Here is a 23241-nt window from a genome sequence, read left to right on the forward strand (position 1 = left end):
TGCCACCCATTTGGTTTGGTACTAGACTCTAAGAGCGACTAACACCAACGTGAACGATCGGAGAGAATCAGTGGCAGACGGCATTGACTGCGCGGGCGAGAACATCCCCTGGAAACAGGGCCTGACCGGGACAGAAGTCTTCTCCGCGGACCGCACGGTCATTGCCATGTGGCTCAACGGCGAGCAGGCCGATCTCAGCCGGGAACTGTCTCCCGGTGACTCGATCTCTCCCATCACCATCGATTCCCCCGCAGGCCTCGACATTCTCCGTCACTCCGCGGCGCACGTGACGGCGCAGGCCGTGCAGGAACTGTTCCCCGGCAGCAAGCTCGGCATCGGTCCGTACATCACCGACGGCTACTACTTCGACTTCGACGTCGCCGAGCCCTTCACCCCCGAGGATCTCAAGGCCATCCAGAAGAAGGCCGCACAGATCGTCAAGTCGGGACAGACCTTCAACCGCGTCGTCGTCACCGAGGACGAAGCCCGCGAACGCATGGCGGATGAGCCCTATAAACTCGAGCTCATCGCGGACAAGGGCGCCGGCGAGGACGAATCGGCCGCCGTCGAGGTCGGCGCCGGCGATCTCACCGTCTACGAGAACGTCGACCGCAAGGGCGAGGTCGTGTGGCAGGACCTCTGCCGCGGGCCCCACCTGCCCAATACGAAGCTCATCGGCAACGGATTCGCCGTCACCCGCTCCTCGGCGGCGTATTGGCGCGGCGACCAGGCCAACGCCAGCCTGCAGCGTGTCTACGGCACCGCCTGGGCCTCGAAGGATGACCTCAAGGCCTACCAGGACCGTATCGCCGAGGCGGAGCGCCGCGACCACCGCAAGCTCGGTGCGGAACTCGACCTGTTCTCGTTCCCCGAGGAGCTCGGTTCCGGCCTGCCCGTGTTCCACCCCAAAGGCGGTGTGATCAAGCGCGAGATGGAGGACTACGTCCGCGCCCGCCACATCGAAGAGGGCTTCGAATACGTCGGCACCCCGCACATCTCCAAGGAGTCGCTCTACTACACCTCGGGCCACCTGCCGTACTACGGCGACAGCATGTTCCCGGCGCTGGCCGTCGACGAGGTGCGCGACGAATCCGGTGAGATCGTCAAGGAGGGTACGGCCTACCGTCTCAAGGCGATGAACTGCCCCATGCACAACCTCATCTACCGGTCACGGGGGCGGTCCTACCGCGAACTGCCGCTGCGGCTCTTCGAGTTCGGCACCGTCTACCGCAACGAGGCGTCGGGAGTCGTGCACGGCCTGACCCGTGTGCGCGCACTGACCCAGGACGACTCCCATTCGTACGTGACTCAGGAGGACGCCCCGAACGAGATCCGGCACCTGCTGGGCTTCGTGCTCAGCCTGCTCCGGGACTTCGGGCTCGACGACTTCTACCTCGAACTGTCCACCCGCGACGAGGACGGGAAGAAGAAGGACAAGTTCATCGGCTCCGACGAACAGTGGGCCGAGGCGACCCAGGTGCTCGAGGACGTTGCCAAGGAGACCGGGCTCGAGCTCGTCCCGGACCCCGGTGGTGCCGCATTCTACGGCCCCAAGGTCTCGGTGCAGGCCCGGGACGCCATCGGTCGGACCTGGCAGATGTCGACCGTGCAGCTCGACTTCAACCAGCCCGAGCGCTTCGGCCTGGAATACCAGGCCTCGGATGGCACCCGGAAGCAGCCGGTGATGATCCACTCGGCGAAGTTCGGTTCCATCGAGCGTTTCCTCGGCGTCCTCACCGAACACTACGCCGGGGCGTTCCCGGTCTGGCTCTCGCCGGTCCAGGTCACCTGCATTCCCGTGGCCGAGGAGTTCAACGACTACCTCGCCGAGGTGGCCGGCAAGCTCAAGGACGCCGGTGTCCGGGTCGAGGTCGACGACAGTGACGATCGATTCCCGAAGAAGATCCGCAACGCCTCGAAGTCGAAGGTGCCCTTCACCCTCATCGCCGGAGGCGACGACCGTGACGCCGGTGCCGTGTCGTTCCGCTTCCGCAACGGCGAACAGGACAACGGGGTGCCCGTCGACGAGGCCATCTCCCGCATTCTCAAAGCAATCGAGACGAAGGCCCAGGTATGACCGAGGGGGCAGACGCCGAAGCCGGTGCTGCCTGGGATCTGCGGGATGACCTCGACGAGGTCGACGTCGAGGCCGCAACGGGGTTCCCGGGTGAGCCCGACGGGTTCCAACGGCTGTGGACCCCGCACCGGATGGTCTACATCGGAGGGCAGGACAAGCCGAAGGACTCCGGCATCGCCGAGTGTCCCTTCTGCGATTCGCCGTCGAAGTCCGACGCCGAAGGGCTCATCGTGGCGCGCGGCGAAGAGGTGTACGCCGTTCTCAACCTCTACCCGTACAACCCCGGTCACCTGCTCATCTGCCCGTACCGGCACGTCGCCGACTACACGGATCTGACCGAGACCGAGACCACGGAGCTCGCACGATTCACGCAGAAGGCGATGCGGGTGATCCGCGCTGTCTCCTCACCCCACGGCTTCAACTTGGGGATGAACCAAGGGGGAGTGGCCGGAGCGGGCATCGCCGCACACCTCCATCAGCACGTGGTGCCGCGGTGGGGTGGCGATGCGAACTTCCTTCCCATCGTGGCGCAGACCAAAGCGCTGCCGCAGGTGCATGCAGATGTGCAGGCGGCACTGTCCAAGGAATGGAACAGATGATCCCCGACCAGCTCGACTCCCTCGCCGAGTACTCATCCCCAGTGGTGCGCGACACCGACGTCGTCATCGCCATCGCCCGTCCCGATCTCGAGACGAACAGCTACCTGTCCCAGCTGTACGCATTCTCGGGGGAGAAGCCGATCCGGATCAGCCACAACTGGCACGATTCCGCCCCAGTCGTCACCTCGGGGTGGTCGGGCTTCCTCAGTGCTCCTCGGAAGGAGGCCGCGCAGCTCTATGCGGGGCCGACACTCGAGACGACGCATCGGATCACCGACCACCACCTCGGCGTGAGCGAATTCGCCATCGACGAACAGGGAGCCCGGGCGGTCTATGTCGCGCGCATCGGCGAACCCGAGCGCTATGGCGCCGACGAGGACGTCTCCGCAGCCGAAGAGCCTCCCCGCCGGATCACCTCGGCGACCTATCTGAGCAATGGGATCGGCTACATCAGGGACCGTCCGGCGCGCGCATTCGTGGTCGACCTCGTCGACCCGGGACTGGGGAAGACCGGTGTCGAAGGCTCGGGAGAGGTGCACCAGTCGGCTCTCCTCGCCAACCCGGAGTCCGACGTCCACGACCCGCAGTTCTCTCCCGGAGGACACCGGATCAGTGTGATCTCCGCCGTCGAGCCCGATCGCGGCCACCCCGATCTCAGGACCACCGTGTGGCTGCTCGGCACCGACGCCCCGCAGGCGGTGGAGCTGCCGCGGCTGAGCGTGCAGCTGCACCGGTGGATCGACGACGACACCCTGCTGCTGATCGCCGCTGATCTCACCGCGCACGAACTCGACTTCGTCGCGCAGATGCCCGGCCTCTACGTCCACTCACTCGCCACCGGCGAGACGCGGAGGCTGACCGACCCCGAAACGGTGGCGGTCGCACAGATCCCGCCGGTGATCGTCGGCAGGGCTCAGCACGGCAGCGGGGCGGGCGGCAGTCGCCGGAACGGAGGCGCCGATCGTGACTCGGTCGTGGCCGTGATCGAGACCGACGGTGCGGCGCGACTCGCGCGGATTCCGCTGGCGGCGGAGAACCTTCCACTCGACGATCTCGAATACCTCACCGATGCCACCACGGTGGTCAACGGATTCGATCTGGACGGCGACGCGGTGGTGTTCACGGCCGTGACTCCGCAGTCGCCGGCCGTTGCAGCCCGGATCCCGCTGTCGGCGGGGACCGCCGCACCTGCGATCCTGCAGGACCATCCGGCGCCGAGCGGTTTCGTGCTGCCCGAGGTCGTCAGGGTCGAGGGCGAAGGCGGAACGGTCACCGGATGCCTCGCGAAGCCGGCAGGGGAGGGACCGTTCCCCGTCGTGCTCAACATTCATGGCGGGCCCTTCTCCCAGTACACCCACGGGTGGTTCGACGAAACGCAGGTGCTCACCTCGGCGGGCTATGCCGTCGTCTACGCGAACCCGCGCGGATCGAACGGTCGCACCCGGGCATGGGGCAAGGCAGTCCAAGGGAACATGGCAGAGCCCGCGATGCGCGACGTTCTCGCGGTCCTCGATCATGTGCTGGCCGCGAACCCGGACCTCGACGGCACCCGCCTCGGCGTCCAGGGCGGTTCCTACGGCGGTTTCCTCACTGCGATGATCATCGCGCACGAGCACCGCTTCCGGGCAGCGATCGTCGAACGAGGGTTCCTGGATCCGCGCAGCTTCATCGGCACCTCGGACATCGGGCGCTACTTCGCCGAGGAGTACACCTCACGTGACGCCGCCGCCATCGAGCGCCAATCGCCGCTCGCTCACACCGCCAAGGTTCGGACCCCGACTCTGGTGATGCATTCGGAGCTCGACTTCCGATGCCCGCTGGAACAGGCGCAGCAGTACTACGCCGCGCTGCAGCGGGCCGGGGTGAAGACGGAGCTGCTGGTCTTCCCGGGGGAGAACCACGAGCTCTCACGGTCCGGCCAGCCGCGACACCGGAAGCAGCGTTTCGACGCCATCCTCGAGTGGTGGGAGCGACACCTCGGCGGGTCGCGGTCCCCGGCTCCGGCCACAGTGGTGGAGGAGCTGGGGGAAGAGCTCGATGAGCTCGATCCCGAGCTGCTTCCGGAGGCTGCCGTGCCAACAGGTGTGGCTCTCGGGGCGCGAAGCTCTGACCCGGACGTCGCGCCGGGAGTGGAAGCGGCCGGGGCCGGGTCCGCGACTCCGACGGTTCGCTGATCCCATGCTCAATTCCATTGCCCGTGCGGCATTCACCCGACTCTTCCGACCGCTGGCGAAGCTGCTGCTGCGTGCCGGGCTGACTCCCGATGCGGTGACTGTCATCGGCACTCTCGGGGTGAGCGCGGGCGCATTGATCTTCTACCCGCTCGGGCACCTGTTCGTCGGCACCCTCGTGATCACCGTGTTCGTCTTCGGTGACATGCTCGACGGCATCATGGCGCGAGAATCCGGTCGGAACAGCCGCTGGGGAGCTTTCCTCGACTCGACGCTCGACCGGCTCGCCGACTCAGCCGTGTTCGTCGGCCTGGCGCTGTGGTACTTCCTCGGCGCCCAGGACGCGGTCACTGCGCTGCTGGCCCTGGGCTGCCTCGTCACAGGTTCGCTTGTGTCCTATGTGCGGGCTCGAGCCGAGGGTCTGGGCGTCCACGCCTCCGGCGGGATCGCCGAGCGCGCCGACCGCTTATTGGTCACATTGGTCGTCACCGGCTTGGTTGGGCTGGGACTTCCCGATATTGTTCTGTCGGTCGCCCTTGCCATTCTGATGATCGCCTGCTGCATCACCATCCTGCAGCGCATCACCTCTGTTCGTCGTCAACTCCTGGAGAACTATGAAGCCTCGTAAAGCCTCAAGGGTCGTGCTGCTCAATGAGCGTGACGAGGTTCTGCTGATTCGTGCTCAGGACCTCCTCACACCCACGCACCAGTGGTGGATGACCTGCGGCGGCGGCTCGGAGATGGGCGAGAGCCCGGCGCAGACGGCTGCGAGGGAACTGGCGGAGGAGACCGGCCTGGAATGCGAACCGAGCGAACTCATCGGACCACTGGCGATTCGCGATGAGATCTTCGAGTTCACCGAGAAGACCCTTCACCAGCACGAGACCTATTTCGCGTTCCGAACCACCGAGGACATCGAACTCGAGGATGCGGTGTGGACCGACATCGAGAAGCGCAGCCTGCTGGAATTCCGGTGGTGGTCCCGTGCGGACCTGCTCACGACGACGGAGACCGTCTATCCCAAGAATCTCGTCAGCCTGCTGGACATGGCCAAGGAAGGTTTGGTCCCCGAAGTTCCCGTGGTGATCGACTGAACTTCCGACGTCCGGGTTCGGCCCGGGCCGGGTTCTGTCCTCGCAGCCACCGCCTCGGCGCGATTCGGACTTCTGGGTACGGCCATGGCCGGATTCTGCCCTCGGAGCCACGCCTCGGCGCGCTTCCGACGTTCCTGCGTGCGCGCTTCGAACGTGGGGAAGTGGGGAGAGTATAGAATCGAAGGGCTTTATCTAGAGGAAGGAACACCAGTGTCAGGTCATTCCAAGTGGGCAACGACTAAACACAAGAAAGCTGCCATCGATGCCAAGCGCGGCAAACTCTTCGCCAAGCTGATCAAGAACATCGAGGTTGCCGCCCGAAACGGTGGACCTGATCCCGATGGCAACCCGACCCTCTTCGACGCGATCCAGAAGGCGAAGAAGAACTCGGTTCCCGCTGACAACATCACTCGCGCGGTCAAGCGCGGTGGCGGACTCGACGGTGGCGGAGTCAATTACGAGACCATCATGTACGAAGGCTATGCCGCCGGCGGCGTCGCTCTGCTCATCGAGTGCCTGACCGACAACCGCAATCGTGCTGCGTCCGAGGTTCGCGTGGCGGTCACCCGCAACGGCGGCTCGATGGCCGATCCCGGATCCGTGTCCTACAACTTCAACCGCAAGGGCGTCATCGTGGTGCCTGCTGAGGGCACCGACGAGGATGCGATCCTCGAGGCGACCCTGGACGCCGGTGCGGAAGAGGTCAAGGATCACAGCGAGACCTTCGAGGTCATCTGCGAGGCGACGGACCTGGTTGCCGTCCGCACCGCGTTGGTCGAAGCCGGAATCGACTATGACTCCGCCGACGCGTCGTTCGTCCCCGGACTCGAGGTGAGCCTCGATGCGGATACTGCTGTGAAGGTCTTCAGGCTCATCGACGCGCTCGAAGACAGCGACGAGGTTCAGAACGTGTACACCAACGCGGACGTCAGCGACGAGGTTCTGGCCGAGATCGACGCTTGATGCGCATCCTCGGTGTCGATCCCGGTCTGACCCGGTGCGGGTTGGGCATCATCGACACGCTGCCCGCGCGCAAAGCGAAGATCGTTGCGGTCGACGTCCTGCGGACGCCGTCTGCGGATTCCGTTGACTTGCGTCTGGGCAACCTCGCCGAGGCGTTCGATACCTGGTTGGACACGTATCGCCCCGATGTGGTGGCCATCGAGCGGGTGTTCGCCCGCAACGATGTGTCCACCATCATGGGAACGGCTCAGGTGTCCGGATTGACGATGGGGCTGGCCGCGAGGCGAGGGATCCCGGTGGCGATGCACACCCCGTCGGAGGTCAAGGCGGCGATCACCGGCTCAGGCCGGGCCGACAAGAAGCAGGTCACCAACATGGTGACGCGCATCCTCGGCCTCGACGCGCCCCCGAAGCCGGCCGACGCAGCCGACGCCCTGGCGATTGCGATCTGTCACTCATGGCGAGGAGCGATGAGTGCGCAGTCGACTCCCGGCACCAACAAGGACCTGACCGAGCGGAAGAGCGGCGGCAGGCAGGGCTCCGGACTGACCAAGGCGCAGGAGCAGTGGGCGCAGGCTCTGCGCCGGACGAAGTAGGCTCACGTCTGAACGAGAGTGAGAATCGGTAGTCGCGCGTAGGAAGCGGCGGGCGCACAGGAGGCGGCGGGCGTGGGCATCTTGTGCTCGGGTTCGATCAGGGGTCCTTAACCGGAGGGTTGAGGACCCCTTTGGCGTATCTGCCTGGGATGGGTGGGGGAGTGGATCCTGGGGGTGGGTCAGACCAGGGATCCGTTGCCGGCATCCGCGTCAGTGGCGGTTGCTAGCCTGATCTCATCGACAACAAATCGAGGACTGATGACGGTGAGGATAGGCGGAAGTGCACAGAAATGATTCTCCTCGCTCAAGAGCAACCACCTTGAATCAGACGCGCAATAAGACGAATTATCTTCGAAAAACGTTCTAGACAGATTCGATTCACAGGCCTTATAATTGACGTAAGCGGGCAACACAGACGTTGGCGAACGGAACGAGACCATGACTCTCACCCCCGACCGGAAGAAGCGGAGCAAGCGCTGTACCAGCGCGGCTCAAGGCTTCGATCCGGCCGGCGCCGACAGTGAAGAGTCGCCCGCTATCAAGTCCTTCGCTGCCCAGCCGAAGCGTGCTCCTCGGTCGCTGCGCGACCAACTCGAGGCGGCCGGTCTCGACCTGTCAGAACACCCCCTGGCCGACCGTTTCGACGCGATCCCGGCCATCCCTGCCGACGATGACGCGCACCCTGCAGAACCGGCGACTAGCGGAGGCACCGAAGGCCGGTCTGCCGGTCCCGCGCCCGTGTGCGACCCCGCGGCTGTCGAGGACGGTGCGTCACTCACGCCTCCTTCACCCCTCGCCGATTCGCCGGTTCTTTCTGGCACTGAAGGTCAGATCGCTGGCACTGAAGGTCAGATCGCTGGCTCCGCTTCCGAGGTCCCGGCGACCGGCCCCGCTCCCGATGCCCTGGCCACCACTGACCCGGACCTACGGTCTGAGTCTGATTCTGGACCGGTGGCGCATCCTCTCCTCACCGATCAGGCGTGGAGGGATCTGGCCCGCACCGCTCCGGAACTGACGGCGAGCATCGAATGCCTCGAGCATCTCAAGAACGAGTTACGGTCCTTCGACCGTCCGATGGGACCCGAGGAGGCGCTGCTGGTCATCGATGGAGTCGAAACCGCCACCCGCGTCCTTGAAGGCGTCTCCGCCCTGGCGTTGTCGGTCTTCGACCGGTGCGGGACCCCGACTGATCTCGGGGCGAAGACCACGAAAGCTCTCGTGCAGAATCGTCACCAGCTCACCGGTGCCGAAGCCACCCGCCGGACTGAGTTGGCCAAGAATATCGGCGGTCAGGTGTCGATGTCGGGGCAGGCAGTCGAACCGTTGTGTCCGGTCGTGGCTGAGAGTGTGCATGCCGGGGTGCTCTCGGCGGGGCAGGCGGGCGTCATCGGGGAGTGTTTGCAGAAGCTGCCGACCTGGGTCAGCCCCCAGGTCCGAGCAGAGACCGAGAAAACTCTGGTTGAGCATGCTCCGCAGGTGCGGGTGACGGACCTGCGAGTGATCTTCACCCGCCTCCTCGAGGAGATCGACCCGGACGGTCAGGAACCGGCCGATGCCGTGGATCGGTCGCGGTATCGGGTGAATTTGCGGGCTCGCCGGAATGGGGACTGGGACCTGTCCGGGTTGTTGGATGCGATCACCGGGGGAGTGCTCCATGGTCTGCTGACCTCACGGATCCAGACGGCCGAGAAGACGAACGACAGCAACGGTGCCGACGGTTCGCCGAGTGAGTGTGCAGCCGTCGGGGGCGCTGCAGACGCGGAGTCGGCTGGGCAGGAGATGTTGGAGATCTTCGATGCCGTCCTCAGCGGCGACCGGTATGACGCACCCCTGCTGCCAGCAGGATCGCCCGATGCCACCGATGCCACCGATGCCGCGGGTCGGGCGGGTTCCACCCTCGCGGATGACTCTGCTGGTGTTCCGGGTGGGGTGGGTGTGCGGGCGGATGGGACCCTGGTTGATGTTCGTGCCGAGCAGGGATCGGTGAAGAACCAGATCTATGAACGGTTCGCGACACTGATGTCACGTATCGATATGACCCGGGTCGCTGCTGGGGCCCCCTACGCTCTGGTGGTCACGGCGAAAGCCGAAGACCTCGCAAACCAGAAGGGTGCTGGTGTCACCGGGGTGGAGACTCCGGTGCCGATCAGTGAGTTGGTCGCGGGTGGTCTCAACGGGGCGGTGTTCTTCCACCTGATGAGCCGGCAGGCGAAGACAGTGCAGGTGGCGACGGAGAAACGGTTCGCCAATGCCAGGCAGATCGCGATCCTCACCGCTAGGGATCAGGGGTGTACGTTCCCGGGTTGTGAGACTCCGCCGGGGTGGTGCGATGTGCACCATATTGTGCCCTGGTCAGAAGGCGGGCTGACTGATGTCAATAATCTGACGTTGGCGTGTGGTCGGCATCATCACCTGATCGATAAGTCGGATTGGTATGCGGTGATGCTGGTCGATGGGCGGCCTGCGTGGGTGCCACCGGCGTCGGTTGATCCGGCCAGGGAGCCGATCCTGCATGCCCGGTTCATCGCCCGAGAGATCATCGACACCCTCTTCGATTGACGAGGAACCCCTGCGGGTGGGGGACAACTCCGCCCACAACTGCGCCCACAACTGCGCCCACAACTCAGCTTCGGCATTCAGGCGGTCAGTTCAACGGGGTCAGTCGAACGAAGAGTGGATGCCGTTGCCTGATACCGTCGGAATGTCGGACCGGGCGGCGGAAGGCATCCTGCTAACCTGGATTCGTACACGTGTTCCCACTCGAAAGGCAGTCCGTGATCAGTTTCCTCCGCGGTACGGTTCATCGCATCGCAGCTGACCACCTCGTCGTTCTCACGTACGGGGTCGGACGCAAAGTCCACGTGACACCGGACACCTTGTCCAAGACCCGTCACGGGGCGGACATCGAGCTGGTCACCACTCTCGTCGTCCGCGAGGACTCGATGACTCTGTTCGGGTTCGCCACCGAAGATGAGAATCACACTTTCGAAGTGCTCCTGTCGATCTCGGGAATCGGTCCCAGGCTGGCCATGGCGATCCTCGCGGTGATGGGACCCGATGAGCTGGCAGCCGCCATCTCGAATCAGGATGCCAATGCACTCACCCGAGTGCCCGGCATCGGCAAGAAGGGCGCTTCGCGCATCATCCTCGAACTCGAGAACAAACTGCCCAAGCTGGCTGCAACGTCGCCCGGCCCCCAGTTGTCGTTCGGTGGCAGCAATCAGCAGGTCGTCGATGCTCTCGTCGGCCTCGGCTGGAAGGAACCGCAGGCCGCCGAGGTGGTGCAGGAGGTCACCGATGACATCGGGACCGATGCCGGCACCTCGGTGATCCTCAAGGCCGCGCTGAAGATTCTCGGTGCACGGAAATGACACCGGCGGATCATCGGCGCCTCGGTGGTGCGGAGGATGTCATGGAAGGCGAAGAAGCCATGTCATACGAAATGGACTTCGGGGACCAAAGGCTGACCGGTGCGGAGGAGGAGCGCCTCGTCTCCGGTCAGGCCGAGTTCGCCGAGCAGGACGCGGAGGCCGCGCTGCGCCCCAAGGGTCTGCAGGACTTCATCGGCCAGCCGCAGGTTCGTGAACAGCTCTCACTCGTCCTCGACGCGGCGAAGGCACGGAACAAGGCTCCTGACCACGTGCTGCTCTCCGGGCCTCCTGGGCTGGGAAAGACAACCCTCGCCATGATCATCGCGCACGAGATGCAGACGAGTCTGCGAGTCACCTCGGGGCCGGCCGTCCAGCACGCCGGCGATCTCGCCGCGATTCTGTCGTCACTCGAGGAGGGCGAGGTCCTCTTCATCGATGAGATCCATCGCATGGCGCGAGCCGCCGAGGAGATGCTCTACGTTGCCATGGAGGACTTCCGGGTCGACGTGATCGTGGGCAAAGGTCCTGGAGCGACCGCGATCCCTCTGGATCTGCCGTCCTTCACTCTCGTCGGTGCCACCACCCGCTCGGGGCTGCTCCCGGCGCCGCTGCGTGATCGCTTCGGCTTCACCGGTCACCTCGACTTCTACTCCAGCTCCGATCTGCTCACGGTCCTCCACCGGTCTGCCCGGATGCTCGGCATCCAAGCCGACATCGAAGGACTGCGTGAGATCTCCACGCGTTCCCGGGGGACCCCGCGTATCGCCAACCGACTCCTGCGGCGGGTCCGCGACTGGGCTCAGGTCCGCGGAAGCGGGGTCATCGACAAGTCCGCTGCGCTCAAGGCGCTGAAGGTCTATGAGGTCGATGCCCTGGGACTCGACCGCCTCGACCGAGCTGTTCTCCAGGTTCTGTGCAAACGCTTCGGGGGAGGACCCGTCGGTCTGGGAACTCTCTCGGTCTCCGTCGGCGAGGAGGCGGATACGGTCGAGACGGTGTCCGAGCCGTACCTCGTGCGGGAGGGCCTGATCTCTCGCACACCACGCGGTCGAGTGGCCACCTCGGCGGCTTGGAAGCATCTGGGGATGCAGATCCCAGCAAACTATGAGTACTGATCCCAATGGATGGGTTCGCCTTGAGTCCTCGCGACGAACTAAGGTAGTGGACTGACTTGATTCTTATGAAAGGTAGAAATCTGTGGATTTACTGATCCCTCTCGCGCTTGCGGCGCTGTTGATCTTCTTCTTGTTCAATTCGCGACGTAAGCAGAAGGCACGCATGGAACAGATCAAGACGAATCTGGTTCCCGGCGCCACTGTGATGACGACCTTCGGTGTCTTCGGCACCGTCGTCTCCATCGACGAGGAGAACAACCAGGTGACGATCGAGTCCGGCCCCGGCACCACCCTGCGTGTCCACCGCCAGGCAATCGGCCAGATCGACACCCCTGCCACCGCAGTGCCTGCCGCCGGTGAGGCCGGTTCCGACGCACCCGGCGACGCCGCCGACGCGCCGGCGATCACCGACGCCGAGCTCGACGCCATGCTCGAGCGCAAGCGTGCCGAAGCCGCGGAAGCGGACACCGCGGGCGCGGGATCCGACGAAGGGCGGGGTGCGTCTGCGATCAACTCCGACGAAGCGCGCACCGGTGCGGACGACGTCCGCGACGAGGACTCGACCATCTCCGACTCGGAGCCGACCATCGGTCCCGACACGAAGACCGACGGGACCTCTGCGTCTGACGTCAAGGACACGGATAACAAGGACACCGAGGTCACGGGTGCCGACTCGGATGTTCCGGGAGCCGGAACCGAAGGGCCGGGACACGCTGCTCCCGGATCCGACGACGACAAGAAGAACTGATTCACTCACCCGAATCACCCACCCGATCGAAAGCTGACTCGTGTCCGACATTGAAGAAAAGCCACGTCCTGGTTTGCGCTTCCTGTGGCTGACGGTCGTGACGGCACTGCTCCTCGGCATTCTCGCCGCAGGAGTGGTGTGGTCCGACGCCACCACCAGCCCCAAGCTCGCCCTCGATCTCGAAGGCGGGACTTCGATCATCCTGGAGCCCCAGGTGTCGAAGGACACGGCGATCAGCAAGGAACAGCTCGATCAGGCTGTGGCGATCATCCGCCAGCGGGTCGACTCGACAGGTGTCTCGGAAGCCGAGATCACCACCCAGGGTGACCGCAACATCATCGTGAATCTCCCCGGCAACCCCGATGAGGAGACCCGCGAACTGGTCCGGTCCTCGGCGCAGCTGGTCTTCCGGCGCGTCGCCGTTGTCGGCGACCCCCGCTCCCAGGAACAGATCATGAAGGAGCAGGAGCAGGGCGGAGGACAGGGCGGTGATCCCTCCCAGGGGCTCTCCGACGAAGAGCGCAAGCGCCTCGAAGACCTGATCGGTGATTCCGGCGGTCAGGGCGATGCCGGTGCTCAGGGCAACTCCGAAGCAGGCACTCAGGGTGAGGAGCAGGCTCCGTCCGGCGGTGGCGAGGTCGTACGCGCCGGTGGCGCCACGACCGAATCCGCCAAACAAGCTCAGGGCACTCCGCCTGCCGACAGCGGACAGTCCAAGGTCACCGATTCGACCCCGCGGCCGCTCTTCGATCCAGAGAAGGACGCGGACAAGTGGCAGACCGAGAAGGTCATGCAGCGGTTCGGCGAACTCGACTGCACCGACCCGAGCAATCGCACCGGCGGTCAGCAGCTCCCTGCTGATGAGCCAGTCGTCTCCTGCGCGGAGGACGGACAGGCCAAATACATCCTCGGACCGGTGGAGCTCTCCGGAGACCACCTGGCGGACGCCAACTTCGGCTATGCCGCCGGAGCCAACGGCGTCCAGACGAACAATCCGGCGGTCAACATCGAGTTCGACGCGACGGGCCGTGAGATCTTCAAGCAGATCACCTCGGACATCACCGGCAAGCAGCAGCCCTACAACCAGTTCGCCATCGTTCTCGACGGACTCGTGCTCTCCGCGCCGACATCCAATGCAGTCATCACGGACGGCAATGCCGAGATCTCCGGCAACTTCACCCTCGACGAGGCGCAGACGCTGGCCAACCAGCTGAAGAACGGCTCCCTCCCGATCAGCTTCCAGGTCCAGAGCGAACAGCAGATCTCGCCGACCCTGGGCTCGAACTACCTGATGATCGGTCTGCTCACCGGCGTCGTCGGTCTGCTCCTCGTCGTCGTCTACTCGCTCCTGCAGTACCGGGTCCTCGGCCTGGTCACCGTCTCGAGCCTCGTCGTCGCCGGCGTCCTGACGTACCTGCTGCTGCTCATCGTCTCGTGGAGATACGGCTATCGGCTGTCCTTGGCAGGAGTGGCAGGCATCATCATCGGCATCGGCATGGCCGCTGACTCGTTCATCGTCTACTTCGAACGTGTTCGAGACGAACTGCGCAGCGGCCGGATGCTGCTGTCCGCCGTCGAAGTCGGTTGGGAACGCGCGAAGCGCACGATCTACGCCTCCAAGGCCGTCAACATGCTCGCCGCGGTGATCCTCTACATCCTGGCTGTCGGATCGGTGCGCGGCTTCGCGTTCACCCTCGGCCTGACCGTGATCGTCGACGTCCTCATCGTCTTCCTCTTCACCCACCCGATGCTCGAAGTGCTCGCCCGGACGAAGTTCTTCGGCGAGGGCCACCCGATGTCGGGTATGGATCCGCGCCTCCTCGGCGTGAAGCCGGCCGCTTACCGCGGTGCGTTGGGCATCGACCTTGATGACAGTGAGAAGAAGCCAGAGACGAAGCGTCGTGAGAAGGCTCGTGCGCGGAAGGTCGGCTTGGACGCCGAGGTGGCCGAAGGGTCCGTTCTGACCGAGGAGCGGGAGGGGGCTGTGGAGGCGCCCACGCGAGACGGCAAGGCCGCAAGCACGGCTGACACGGCGTCAGGCAAGGCCGACAGGTCGGCAAGCACGGCTGAGAAGGCGGCAAGCAAGTCCGGCAAGGCCGCAAGCAGAGCCAAGAAGCACGGCCCGGCGAAGAAGGACGCCTCGCGCAGGTCGGCGTCGGCCCCTGCCGGAGCGACCGCCATGTCGATCGCTGAACGGAAGGCGGCCGCGCAGAAGGCCGCAGAAGAGGCAGCACGCAACGAGGAGGCAGACAAGTGAAGAGGTTCTTCGCCTGGGGCAACCGCCTCCACAACGGTGAATCGTCGATCCCGTTCGTCGGGAAAGCCAAGCTCTGGCTGATGATCTCCGGCGCCCTGGTTCTGCTGTCATTGCTCGTTCCGCTGATCTCGGGGTTCAACCTCGGCATCGCGTTCCGCGGCGGCTCGCAGTTCCAGATCGACAACATCAGCGACACCTCGGCGACCAAGGGTGAGAGCATCGTCACCGAGGTCGCACCGGCGTCCGAGCCGCGTCTGACCCCGACGGGCGACACCGCGGTGAAGATCGAGACCAACCAGCTCTCGGACGCGCAGATGCAGGCAGTCCGCGACGCGCTGGTCGCCGGCTACGAGGTCCCGGCCGAGGACGTCACCTCGACGTTCGTCGGCCCGCAATGGGGCCAGGACGTGACCGAGAAGATGTTCCGCGCTCTCATCATCTTCGTCGCCATCGCCATGATCGTGATGGCACTGTACTTCCGCACCTGGAAGATGTCGTTGGCGGCGATCGTCGGTCTGTTCGTCGTCATGGTCGTGACGATGGGCATCTACTCCGTCACCGGGTTCGAAGTCACCCCCGAAGCCGTCATCGGCTTCCTCACGGTGCTGAGCTTCTCGCTCTACGACACGGTGGTGGTCTTCGACAAGATCCGGGAGAACACGACGCGGTTCCAGGACAAACGCGACCTCAAGTTCTCCGAGCTCGTCAACCTGGGCATCAACCAGACCACGGTTCGTTCGATCAACACCTCGGTCGTCTCGGTCCTCCCCATCGCATCGATTCTGTTCATCGGCGTGTTCATGCTGGGTGCGGGCACGCTGGTCGATATCTCTCTGTCGCTGTTCATCGGTACGATTGTCGCTGCAGCTTCGACCCTGTTCGTCGCCAGTCCTCTTTACGCTCTGCTCAGGGCGAACGAGCCCGCTGTCCGGGAACAGGAAGAAGCTGTGCGTGAACTACGATTGAGGAACGGAGCGGACGACGTTCCGCCGGTGATCCACGCCGAAGTCTGACCGGAAGAGAGGGGATGCCATGGCTTCTTCAGCTGAATCGCGCCGTCCGCGAGGCATCTCCCGCCTAGCCTGGTGGGCGGCCAGGGCGCAGAACAACCCTGGCTACCCGCGCGTCTTGGGCCCGATGATCCAGGCCCTGCAGGCGAACCACCCGAAAGCCGACACCGACCTGGTGGTCAGGGCCTACCAGGTCGCCGAGGTGGCCCACCGCGGTCAGAGCCGCAAGTCCGGCGATCCCTACATCACTCACCCGATCGCGGTCGCCACGATTCTTGCCGAGATCGGCATGCTGCCGGTGACACTGGCCGCTGCCCTCCTGCACGACACGGTGGAGGACACCGAGTACTCCCTCCAGCAGCTGACCGACGAGTTCGGCGCCGAAGTCGCCGCTATGGTCGACGGGGTCACGAAGCTCGACAAGCTCACCTACGGTCAGGCCGCGCAGTCGGAGACCGTGCGGAAGATGATCGTGGCGATGGCCAAGGACATCCGCGTCCTCGTGATCAAACTCGCCGATCGCCTGCACAACGCGCGCACGTGGCGGTTCGTCCCTGCGTCGTCGAGTGCCAAAAAGGCTCGTGAGACCCTCGAGATCTATGCCCCGCTGGCTCACCGGCTGGGCATGAACACGATCAAGTGGGAACTCGAGGATCTGTCCTTCCAAGTGCTCCACCCCAAGGTCTACGACGAGGTCGTCCGCCTCGTGGCCGACCGCGCCCCCGAACGCGAGAAGTACCTCTCGACGGTGTCGAAGGAGCTGCAGTCAGAGCTCGTGAAGTCCGGCATCGAATCCTCGATCACGGGTCGCCCCAAGCACTACTACTCGATCTACCAGAAGATGGTCGTCCGCGGGCACGAGTTCGCCGACATCTACGACCTCGTCGGTGTCCGGGTCCTCGTCGAGACCGTGCGCGAATGCTACGCGACCCTGGGAATCGTCCACTCCCGGTGGAGCCCGGTGCCCGGGCGGTTCAAGGACTACATCGCGATGCCGAAGTACAACATGTACCAGAGCCTGCACACCACGGTCATCGGTCCCAATGGCAAGCCCGTCGAGATCCAGATCCGCACCCACGAGATGGATCGCCGGGCCGAGTTCGGAGTCGCAGCGCACTGGAAGTACAAGGACCGGGGCAGCGCCTCCAAGGCGATCACCTCGAACACCGCCCGTTCGGTCAAGGTCTCCGACGCCGGCGAGGTCGACGATGCCGCATGGCTGCGCCAGCTGCTCGAATGGCAGCGCGAGGTCAGCGACCCCGACGAGTTCCTCGACAGCCTGCGCTACGAGGTGAACTCGAAGGAGGTCTACGTCTTCACCCCCAAGGGCGATGTGATGAGTCTGCCGGCGGGCGCCACACCCGTCGACTTCGCCTATGCCGTGCACACGGAGGTGGGTCATAAGACCATGGGCGCCCGGGTCAACGGCCGTCTCGTCGCTCTCGACACGGAGCTGAAGAACGGTGACTCCGTCGAGGTGTTCACCTCGAAGGACGAGAACGCCGGACCCAGCCGTGACTGGCTGGGCTTCGTCAAGAGCCCGCGTGCCCGCAGCAAGATCCGCCAGTGGTTCTCGAAGGAACGCCGCGAAGAGGCGATCGACAGCGGCCGCGAACAGCTGGCGCGTGCGATGCGCAGGCACAGTCTGTCCGCCTCGGCGCTGATGAATCAGGAGGCGCTGCAGACTGTCGCGAACGATCTGCGGCTCAACGACGTCTCCGCGCTCTACGCCTCCATCGGCAACGGCACGGTGTCCGCCGCCCACGTCACGGACCTGCTGGCCAAGGAAGTAGGCGCTGAGGAGGAGGTCTCGGTTCTCCCGCCGGCTCCTCGGAACCGCACCGGGCAGTCCTCCGGGCACCTGTCCTCCTCCGAAGGCGTCATCGTCAAGGGCGTCGACGATGTCCTCGTCAAACTCGCCCGATGCTGCACTCCGGTCCCGGGCGACGAGATCATCGGCTTCGTCACCCGCGGATCAGGAGTGTCCGTGCATCGTGTCGACTGTCCCAACGTCACTTCGCTCAAGCGGGAACCCGAGCGCCTGGTCGACGTCTCCTGGGGTGACAAGACGAGCGGCGTATACCTGGTCCAGATCCAGGTCGAGGCCCTCGACCGCTCGGGCCTGCTCTCCGACATCACCAAGACGCTCACCGACACCCACGTCAACATCCTCTCCGCCTCAGTGGCCACATCGAGGGCGAGGGTCGCCCAGTCGAAGTTCGTCTTCGAGATGAGCGATGCCAGTCATCTGGGCACCGTGCTGTCCGCAGTGCGCAAGGTCGAGGGCGTCTTCGACGTCTACCGCATCTCCGGAGGGTGAACGCGCGCAGCTTGGGCATTGGGAAGCGGGATGGGCTTCCCAGAGCCCAAGCTGGGAAGCGAGTTGGGCTTCAGCGTTCGAAAGCCGTTTGAGCTGTCGCTCTCGAAAGCTGGATGAGCGTCAGCGTTCGAACGCTGGAGGGGCTTGCGCGGTTGGTCGCCGGCGATCATTCGATCGATGCCCGGACCTGGGCGAAGATGTCGCGGATCTGCTGGATGTAGGGCCGCCGGGAGAGCCCTTCGAGGTAGAGGCTGAACCGCCGGCGCGCCGGCAGCGGCATCTCCTCGACGAGGTGTCTGACCGCGGGGATCGCCCTTTGCCGCCGGTCCTCGTCCTGACCGCGTGTTCTCGCGAAGGGAAGCAGGAGGTCGTAGAGCGTGCGATCTTCGGTGGTGATGTCGAGGCCGTTGATGGTCGTGCGGTCGTGGATGCTCAGCCGCAGCTCATGCACGACCGCGTCGGTGTCGTCGACGAATCGGCGCCGCGGATACGTGATGAACGACAGTGGGCTCGGGGCTCTGCCCAGACCCGTGTAGACCCACCAGGCGGTGGAATGTGAGAGCACGAGGCGAGGCGGCACTTCCGTGCGAAGAGCGTCGATCCGGTCCTCGGGGCCCAGCACCGCGCCGGTGCGCACCCAGGTCGACTCCGTCAGTCGGCTGAGCAGACCGTCCATCGTCAGCTCGGTGAGATGCTCGTAGCCGTAGTCCCGGAGATGAAACAACGCTTCCATGCAGCAACTATCGCGCTGCATGGAAGCGTTATCAAGAGCCCGGACGCGGCCTGTGGACACGCCTGCCACTCGTCCGCCGCGATCTGTGGACGACGGACACCTGACTGTCAGCCGAGCTCGACGGACGCCTGACTGTCAGCCGAGCTCGACGGACGCCTGACCGCCAGCTGAGCTCGGCGGACGCCAGACCGTCAGTTGAGTTCGGCGGCTGTGCGGGCGAGCTGGTCCCGCCAGGCACGACGGGCGTCGAGAGCGGCCTGCGCGTCGGCGACGGCCTTCTCATTCCCGCTCTCACGAGCCTTCTCGAGCTTGAGCTCGAGCTCTGTGATCGAATCGTCGAGCTGGCTCAGTGCTCCCGAGGTGCGTGCCTTGGTCTCCGGGTTGCTGCGCTTCCACGCCTCTTCCTCGGCCTCGGTCAGGGCCCGCTCGACCTCGCGCAGTCCGTTCTCCATCCGTGAGACGTCGGCGCGGGGCACCTTGCCCGCCTCTTCCCATTCGTCCTGGATCGCCCGCAGCTCCTTCTTCGCCGCAGCCGGATCCGTGATCGGCAGGAGCGCCTGTGCCCGTCCCAGCAGTGCTTCCTTGACCTCGAGGTTGCCCTTGTACTCCTCGTCGAGGGCGGCGTTCTCGGCGTCGCGGGCGGCGAAGAACACGTCCTGTGCGGCACGGAACCGCGCCCACAGGGCGTCGTCGTCCTTCCGGGATGCGCGCGGGGCGCGCTTCCACTGGTTCATCAGCTCCTTGAACTGGCTGGACACATGCCGGAAGTCGGTCGATCCGGACAGTCCCTCCGCCTCGGCGACGATCTTCTCCTTGATCCGCTTGCCTTCGGAGTTGAGCTTGTCGAGCTCGGCGAAATGCTCCTTGCGCTTGTGCTCAAAGGTGGTGCGCGCTTGGGAGAAGCGTCCCCAGAGCTCCTGGTCGAGCGCGCGGGGCAGCCTCGGGCCCGTCCGCTGCTTCTCCTTCCACAGGTCGAAGAGCTCACGCATCCGTGCCCCCGACTGCTTCCACTGGATCTTCTCCGGATCGCGACCGGCCAGGGCCTCGGCCTCGGTGACGAGCTCCTCGCGCTCCTCGACCGCTGCCAGCTTCGCGGCCTCGGCCTGCGCGGACTGCTGAGCCTCTCTGGACTTGGCGTCGGAGATCAGGGTGTCCAGGGTCGCCGACAGACCCTTGAGGTCTCCGACGGCATTCGCTTCGGGCAGCGTCTCCTGCAGTGCTTTCGCGGCGGCTGCGACATCGCGGCCGGGAGCGCCTGCTGAGAGTCGGTTGCGCAGGTGAGCTGCGTTCTCCACCAGTTCGACGTACTTCTTCGCGAAGTACTCGAGCGCGGCCTCTGCTCCGGCGTCGGGGTACTGTCCGACCGAGCGTTCGCCCTCCGCGGTGATGACGAAGACGTTGCCCTCGTCATCGGCTCGTCCATGAGCCATCGCGCGGTGGACTTCGGCATCGTGGTCCACTGTCGTTCCCGTCACGGCGGCCGCCTTGGGGCGGGGGAGCGACGAGGGACGAGGGACTGGCTTCGGTGTCGGGGTCGACATGTTTCTCACCTTGTTTCCATCGGTCGAACCGGCAGGGAATCCGTTCCCGGCCGATCACTCGATATTGACGTTATCCCAGCATAACGATCCGCAGGCCTGTCGTTAGACTCTGCCCATGGACGTATTTGTGACCCAGGCGGAATTCCTCGATGTCAACTGCTACGCGGTGCGCGCGGACGGCACGGACGAGTGCGTCTTCGTCGACGCCGGATTCGACTGTGCGCCCGGGCTGGAGCGGCTGGTCGCCGAGGAGCAGCTCGCCCCGCAGGCGGTCTTCCTCACCCACGGTCACCCCGATCACATCCTCGGCCTGACCACTGTGCTGGCCCGCTGGGATGTTCCGGTGCACCTCGGCACGCCCGATCACTACCGCCTCGAGAAACCGGCGGAGACCCTGAGCCCGCAGTTCGCACCGCTGCTCGAACCGCTCGTGCGCGACTGGAAGGCGCCCGCGGTCGCAGGGCTCGAGGACGGTCAGACCCTCGAGATCGCCGGCCTGAGCATCACCGCGGTCGCGGCCCCCGGGCACACCGAGGGATCGACGCTGCTGCGCGTGCGCGCGGACGGCGAGGAGGTCATCTTCACCGGTGACGTCGTCTTCGCCGGGGCGATGGGGCGGGTCGATCTGCCCGGAGGCGACGCCGAGGCGATGGCGGCGACACTGCGGGCGTTCACCACGCTGCCCGACGTTCCCATCTATCCTGGACACGGTCCACGCTCACGGGTCGGTCACGAATTGGCGACCAACCCCTTCCTCTGAGTCGGGCCGCACCACATCCGCGGACTCCTTCAACGTCCGCGGACCGCATTGACACGAGACCGCAGCCGACGCCGCACCGAGTTTCGCGCTGCACCCTTAAGTTAGGAGAACAATGGCGAAGTCAGCCCGCCTGTCCGGATTCCCGGAGAGGCTACCGGCCCAACGAGTGATCGAGAAGAAGATCATCGACATCCTCGACCACACCTTCGCCCTGCACGGATTCTCCTCCATCCACCACCGCGCGGTCGAACCTCTGAGCCAGCTGGCCAAGGACGGGGAGATCGACAAGGAGATCTTCGCCCTCTCCCGGCTCCACTCCGAGGGCGCCGATCGCAACCCCCTGGGTCTGCACTTCGACCTCACCGTGCCGCTGGCCCGCTACGTCGCGGACAATGCGGCCGAACTCGCCTTCCCCTTCAAAGCCACCCGCATCCAGCCGGTGTGGCGGGGCGAACGCCCCCAGCAGGGCCGGTACCGTGAGTTCATCCAGGCCGACATCGACGTCATCGCCGACACCGACCTCCCGGGCCACTTCGAGGTCGAGATCCCACTGGCCGTCGCTGACGCCTTCGCCCGGCTGGCGCCCCTCGGCGTGCCCGGCATCCGGATCGTCGTCAACGACCGCCGCCTTCTCGAAGGGTTCGCCCGCGGAATCGGGCTGGAGAACATCCAGGCAGTGCTGCGCTGCCTCGACAAGTACGACAAGGTCGGACCCGAGGAGGTCGCGAGGCTGCTCAGCATCGAAGCCGGAGCGGACGAGCGGCAGCAGCAGCTGTGCCTGACACTCGCGGCGATCGAATCGGACTCGCCCGACTTCGCCGACGAGGTGCGGGCGCTGGGCGTCGAGCACCCGCTCCTCGAGGAGGGCCTCGCATCCCTGACGACCATGCTCGCGGCCGCGCACGAACGCGCCCCCGGCGTCATCGTGGCGCAGCTGAAGATCGCCCGCGGCCTCGACTATTACACGGGAGCCGTCTACGAGACCCAGCTGCTCGGCCACGAAGAGCTCGGTTCCGTCGCCTCCGGAGGGCGATACGACTCACTGGCCAAGGTGGGCAAGAAGAACTACCCGGGAGTCGGGATGTCGATCGGCGTGTCACGGCTGATGGCTCACATCCTCGACCCCGAGACCGGCATCACCGCCACCCGCGGCACTCCGTCGGTGGTCGTGGTCGCCGTGACTGATGAGGAACGCCGCGCCGAGGCGGACGCCGTGGCCACGGCCCTGCGCTCCCGCGACATCGCCTGCGAGGTCTCACCGAGCGCGGCGAAGTTCGGGAAGCAGATCCGCTACGCCGAGAAGAGGGAGATCCCGTTCGTGTGGTTCACCGACGGTGAGGCCGGCCACGAGATCAAGGACATCCGCTCCGGCGAGCAGTCTGCCGCCGACCCCGAGACCTGGGAGCCAGCCGCCGCCGACCGCTGGCCGCGGGTCTACCGGGCCTGAGAGGTGCGCCCGGCGCCGGGAACGGGCCACATGAACCGCGGCCACTTCGGCGCTGGGCTCAGATCGGGTCCGGCGCCAGCGATCCGTCCGGAGCGATGTGATCGAAGATCTCGCGGACCATCGACACCACGTGCGGGTCGTCGACGGTGTAGAAGATCCTCCGGCCGTCCCGGCGGGAGGAGATCAGGCCGGCCAAGCGCATCTTCGCCAAGTGCTGACTCACCGTGGGCACGGCGGCGCCGATCGCCTCGGCGAGGGACGAGACGTCGAGTTCCTGGTTGACCAGGGTCCAGACCAGGCGCAGGCGGGTGCTCGATGCCAGCATCCGGAACGTCTCCGCGGCCACCTCGACCTGCGCCGAGGTGGGGGCGGAGTGGTGCTCCGAACTGAGATCTTCGACACTCATTGCATCCTCTTCTCGTGCCTGCGGGGGCGGATC

The 23241-nt window shown here is 65.3% G+C and carries 19 protein-coding genes; 16 read left to right on the forward strand and 3 right to left on the reverse strand.

Annotated elements, in window-relative coordinates; genetic code table 11:
- The first annotated feature begins 70 nt into the window (after positions 1-70).
- The 14 genes from thrS (at position 71) to RIT73_RS00615 (ending at position 18321) form a co-directional block, all read left to right on the forward strand.
- Complete coding sequence (thrS, locus tag RIT73_RS00550; RefSeq protein WP_309130097.1) at positions 71-2077, forward strand: threonine--tRNA ligase; 2007 nt, start codon at positions 71-73, stop codon at positions 2075-2077.
- Entirely contained in the window at positions 2074-2676 is a 603-nt protein-coding gene (locus RIT73_RS00555; RefSeq protein ID WP_309130098.1) for an HIT domain-containing protein, read from the forward strand. Before thrS ends, RIT73_RS00555 begins: the two co-directional genes overlap by 4 nt.
- Positions 2664-4850, forward strand: coding sequence for a S9 family peptidase (locus RIT73_RS00560; RefSeq protein WP_309130099.1), 2187 nt, complete (start codon positions 2664-2666; stop codon positions 4848-4850). Before RIT73_RS00555 ends, RIT73_RS00560 begins: the two co-directional genes overlap by 13 nt.
- A 4-nt stretch (positions 4851-4854) precedes the next feature.
- Positions 4855-5475 (forward strand): phosphatidylinositol phosphate synthase, encoded by a 621-nt coding sequence (gene pgsA / locus RIT73_RS00565; protein ID WP_309130100.1) that lies wholly within the window; start codon positions 4855-4857, stop codon positions 5473-5475.
- A complete protein-coding gene (locus RIT73_RS00570) occupies positions 5462-5941 on the forward strand; it encodes an NUDIX domain-containing protein (RefSeq protein WP_309130101.1) in 480 nt (159 codons plus the stop codon). The genes pgsA and RIT73_RS00570 overlap by 14 nt, the downstream gene beginning before the upstream one ends.
- A gap of 210 nt (positions 5942-6151) precedes the next feature.
- A complete protein-coding gene (locus RIT73_RS00575) occupies positions 6152-6904 on the forward strand; it encodes a YebC/PmpR family DNA-binding transcriptional regulator (protein WP_309130102.1) in 753 nt (250 codons plus the stop codon).
- Positions 6904-7500, forward strand: a complete 597-nt coding sequence (gene ruvC, locus RIT73_RS00580) for a crossover junction endodeoxyribonuclease RuvC (RefSeq protein WP_309130103.1) — start codon at positions 6904-6906, stop codon at positions 7498-7500. Before RIT73_RS00575 ends, ruvC begins: the two co-directional genes overlap by 1 nt.
- A 951-nt stretch (positions 7501-8451) precedes the next feature.
- Positions 8452-10059 (forward strand): DUF222 domain-containing protein, encoded by a 1608-nt coding sequence (locus RIT73_RS00585; RefSeq protein ID WP_309130104.1) that lies wholly within the window; start codon positions 8452-8454, stop codon positions 10057-10059.
- A gap of 215 nt (positions 10060-10274) precedes the next feature.
- Positions 10275-10871, forward strand: coding sequence for a Holliday junction branch migration protein RuvA (ruvA, locus tag RIT73_RS00590; RefSeq protein ID WP_309130105.1), 597 nt, complete (start codon positions 10275-10277; stop codon positions 10869-10871).
- Positions 10872-10930: 59 nt separating this feature from the next.
- On the forward strand, positions 10931-11986 hold the full coding sequence (ruvB, locus tag RIT73_RS00595; RefSeq protein ID WP_309130106.1) for a Holliday junction branch migration DNA helicase RuvB: 1056 nt from the start codon (positions 10931-10933) through the stop codon (positions 11984-11986).
- Positions 11987-12068: 82 nt separating this feature from the next.
- The gene (gene yajC, locus RIT73_RS00600; protein ID WP_309130107.1) at positions 12069-12734 is read left to right on the forward strand and encodes a preprotein translocase subunit YajC; all 666 of its coding nucleotides are present in this window, start codon (positions 12069-12071) and stop codon (positions 12732-12734) included.
- An 88-nt stretch (positions 12735-12822) separates the two neighbouring features.
- Positions 12823-14991: a protein translocase subunit SecD gene (gene secD, locus RIT73_RS00605; protein WP_309130367.1), complete on the forward strand. Its 2169-nt coding sequence runs from the start codon at positions 12823-12825 to the stop codon at positions 14989-14991.
- Positions 14988-16004, forward strand: coding sequence for a protein translocase subunit SecF (secF, locus tag RIT73_RS00610; RefSeq protein ID WP_309130108.1), 1017 nt, complete (start codon positions 14988-14990; stop codon positions 16002-16004). Before secD ends, secF begins: the two co-directional genes overlap by 4 nt.
- 19 nt (positions 16005-16023) lie before the next feature.
- Positions 16024-18321, forward strand: a complete 2298-nt coding sequence (locus RIT73_RS00615; protein ID WP_309130109.1) for a bifunctional (p)ppGpp synthetase/guanosine-3',5'-bis(diphosphate) 3'-pyrophosphohydrolase — start codon at positions 16024-16026, stop codon at positions 18319-18321.
- 166 nt (positions 18322-18487) lie between these two features.
- Here RIT73_RS00615 and RIT73_RS00620 read toward each other — a convergent pair whose 3' ends face one another.
- Both RIT73_RS00620 and RIT73_RS00625 read right to left on the reverse strand, forming a co-directional pair.
- Positions 18488-19054, reverse strand: a complete 567-nt coding sequence (locus tag RIT73_RS00620) for a hypothetical protein (protein ID WP_309130110.1) — start codon at positions 19052-19054, stop codon at positions 18488-18490.
- 191 nt (positions 19055-19245) lie between these two features.
- The gene (locus RIT73_RS00625; RefSeq protein ID WP_309130111.1) at positions 19246-20595 is read right to left on the reverse strand and encodes a DUF349 domain-containing protein; all 1350 of its coding nucleotides are present in this window, start codon (positions 20593-20595) and stop codon (positions 19246-19248) included.
- Positions 20596-20710: 115 nt separating this feature from the next.
- On the opposite strand from RIT73_RS00625, the gene RIT73_RS00630 reads away from it, so the two are divergent.
- Together RIT73_RS00630 and hisS are read left to right on the forward strand one after the other, a co-directional pair.
- Positions 20711-21355 (forward strand): MBL fold metallo-hydrolase, encoded by a 645-nt coding sequence (locus RIT73_RS00630; RefSeq protein WP_309130112.1) that lies wholly within the window; start codon positions 20711-20713, stop codon positions 21353-21355.
- Positions 21356-21467: 112 nt separating this feature from the next.
- Complete coding sequence (gene hisS / locus RIT73_RS00635) at positions 21468-22802, forward strand: histidine--tRNA ligase (protein ID WP_309130113.1); 1335 nt, start codon at positions 21468-21470, stop codon at positions 22800-22802.
- Between the two features lie 58 nt (positions 22803-22860).
- Here the strand turns inward: hisS and RIT73_RS00640 are convergent, their stop codons facing one another.
- Positions 22861-23208 carry a metalloregulator ArsR/SmtB family transcription factor gene (locus RIT73_RS00640; protein WP_309130114.1) on the reverse strand — a complete coding sequence of 116 codons (348 nt, stop codon included), beginning with the start codon at positions 23206-23208 and terminating at the stop codon, positions 22861-22863.
- Positions 23209-23241: the final 33 nt, after the last annotated feature.

The organism is Brevibacterium sp., from assembly GCF_031179145.1.
Lineage (GTDB): Bacteria > Actinomycetota > Actinomycetes > Actinomycetales > Brevibacteriaceae > Brevibacterium.

What these genes read in the sequence shown, in the direction of transcription:
- RIT73_RS00555 (WP_309130098.1), top strand. Translation starts at nt 2,074, where the DNA reads ATGACCGAGGGGGCAGACGCCGAAGCCGGTGCTGCCTGGGATCTGCGG.
- RIT73_RS00560 (WP_309130099.1), top strand. Translation starts at nt 2,664, where the DNA reads ATGGAACAGATGATCCCCGACCAGCTCGACTCCCTCGCCGAGTACTCA.
- pgsA (WP_309130100.1), top strand. Translation starts at nt 4,855, where the DNA reads ATGCTCAATTCCATTGCCCGTGCGGCATTCACCCGACTCTTCCGACCG.
- RIT73_RS00570 (WP_309130101.1), top strand. Translation starts at nt 5,462, where the DNA reads ATGAAGCCTCGTAAAGCCTCAAGGGTCGTGCTGCTCAATGAGCGTGAC.
- ruvC (WP_309130103.1), top strand. Translation starts at nt 6,904, where the DNA reads ATGCGCATCCTCGGTGTCGATCCCGGTCTGACCCGGTGCGGGTTGGGC.
- ruvB (WP_309130106.1), top strand. Translation starts at nt 10,931, where the DNA reads ATGTCATACGAAATGGACTTCGGGGACCAAAGGCTGACCGGTGCGGAG.
- RIT73_RS00615 (WP_309130109.1), top strand. Translation starts at nt 16,024, where the DNA reads ATGGCTTCTTCAGCTGAATCGCGCCGTCCGCGAGGCATCTCCCGCCTA.
- RIT73_RS00620 (WP_309130110.1), bottom strand. Translation starts at nt 19,054, where the DNA reads ATGGAAGCGTTGTTTCATCTCCGGGACTACGGCTACGAGCATCTCACC.
- RIT73_RS00625 (WP_309130111.1), bottom strand. Translation starts at nt 20,595, where the DNA reads ATGTCGACCCCGACACCGAAGCCAGTCCCTCGTCCCTCGTCGCTCCCC.
- RIT73_RS00630 (WP_309130112.1), top strand. Translation starts at nt 20,711, where the DNA reads ATGGACGTATTTGTGACCCAGGCGGAATTCCTCGATGTCAACTGCTAC.
- hisS (WP_309130113.1), top strand. Translation starts at nt 21,468, where the DNA reads ATGGCGAAGTCAGCCCGCCTGTCCGGATTCCCGGAGAGGCTACCGGCC.
- RIT73_RS00640 (WP_309130114.1), bottom strand. Translation starts at nt 23,208, where the DNA reads ATGAGTGTCGAAGATCTCAGTTCGGAGCACCACTCCGCCCCCACCTCG.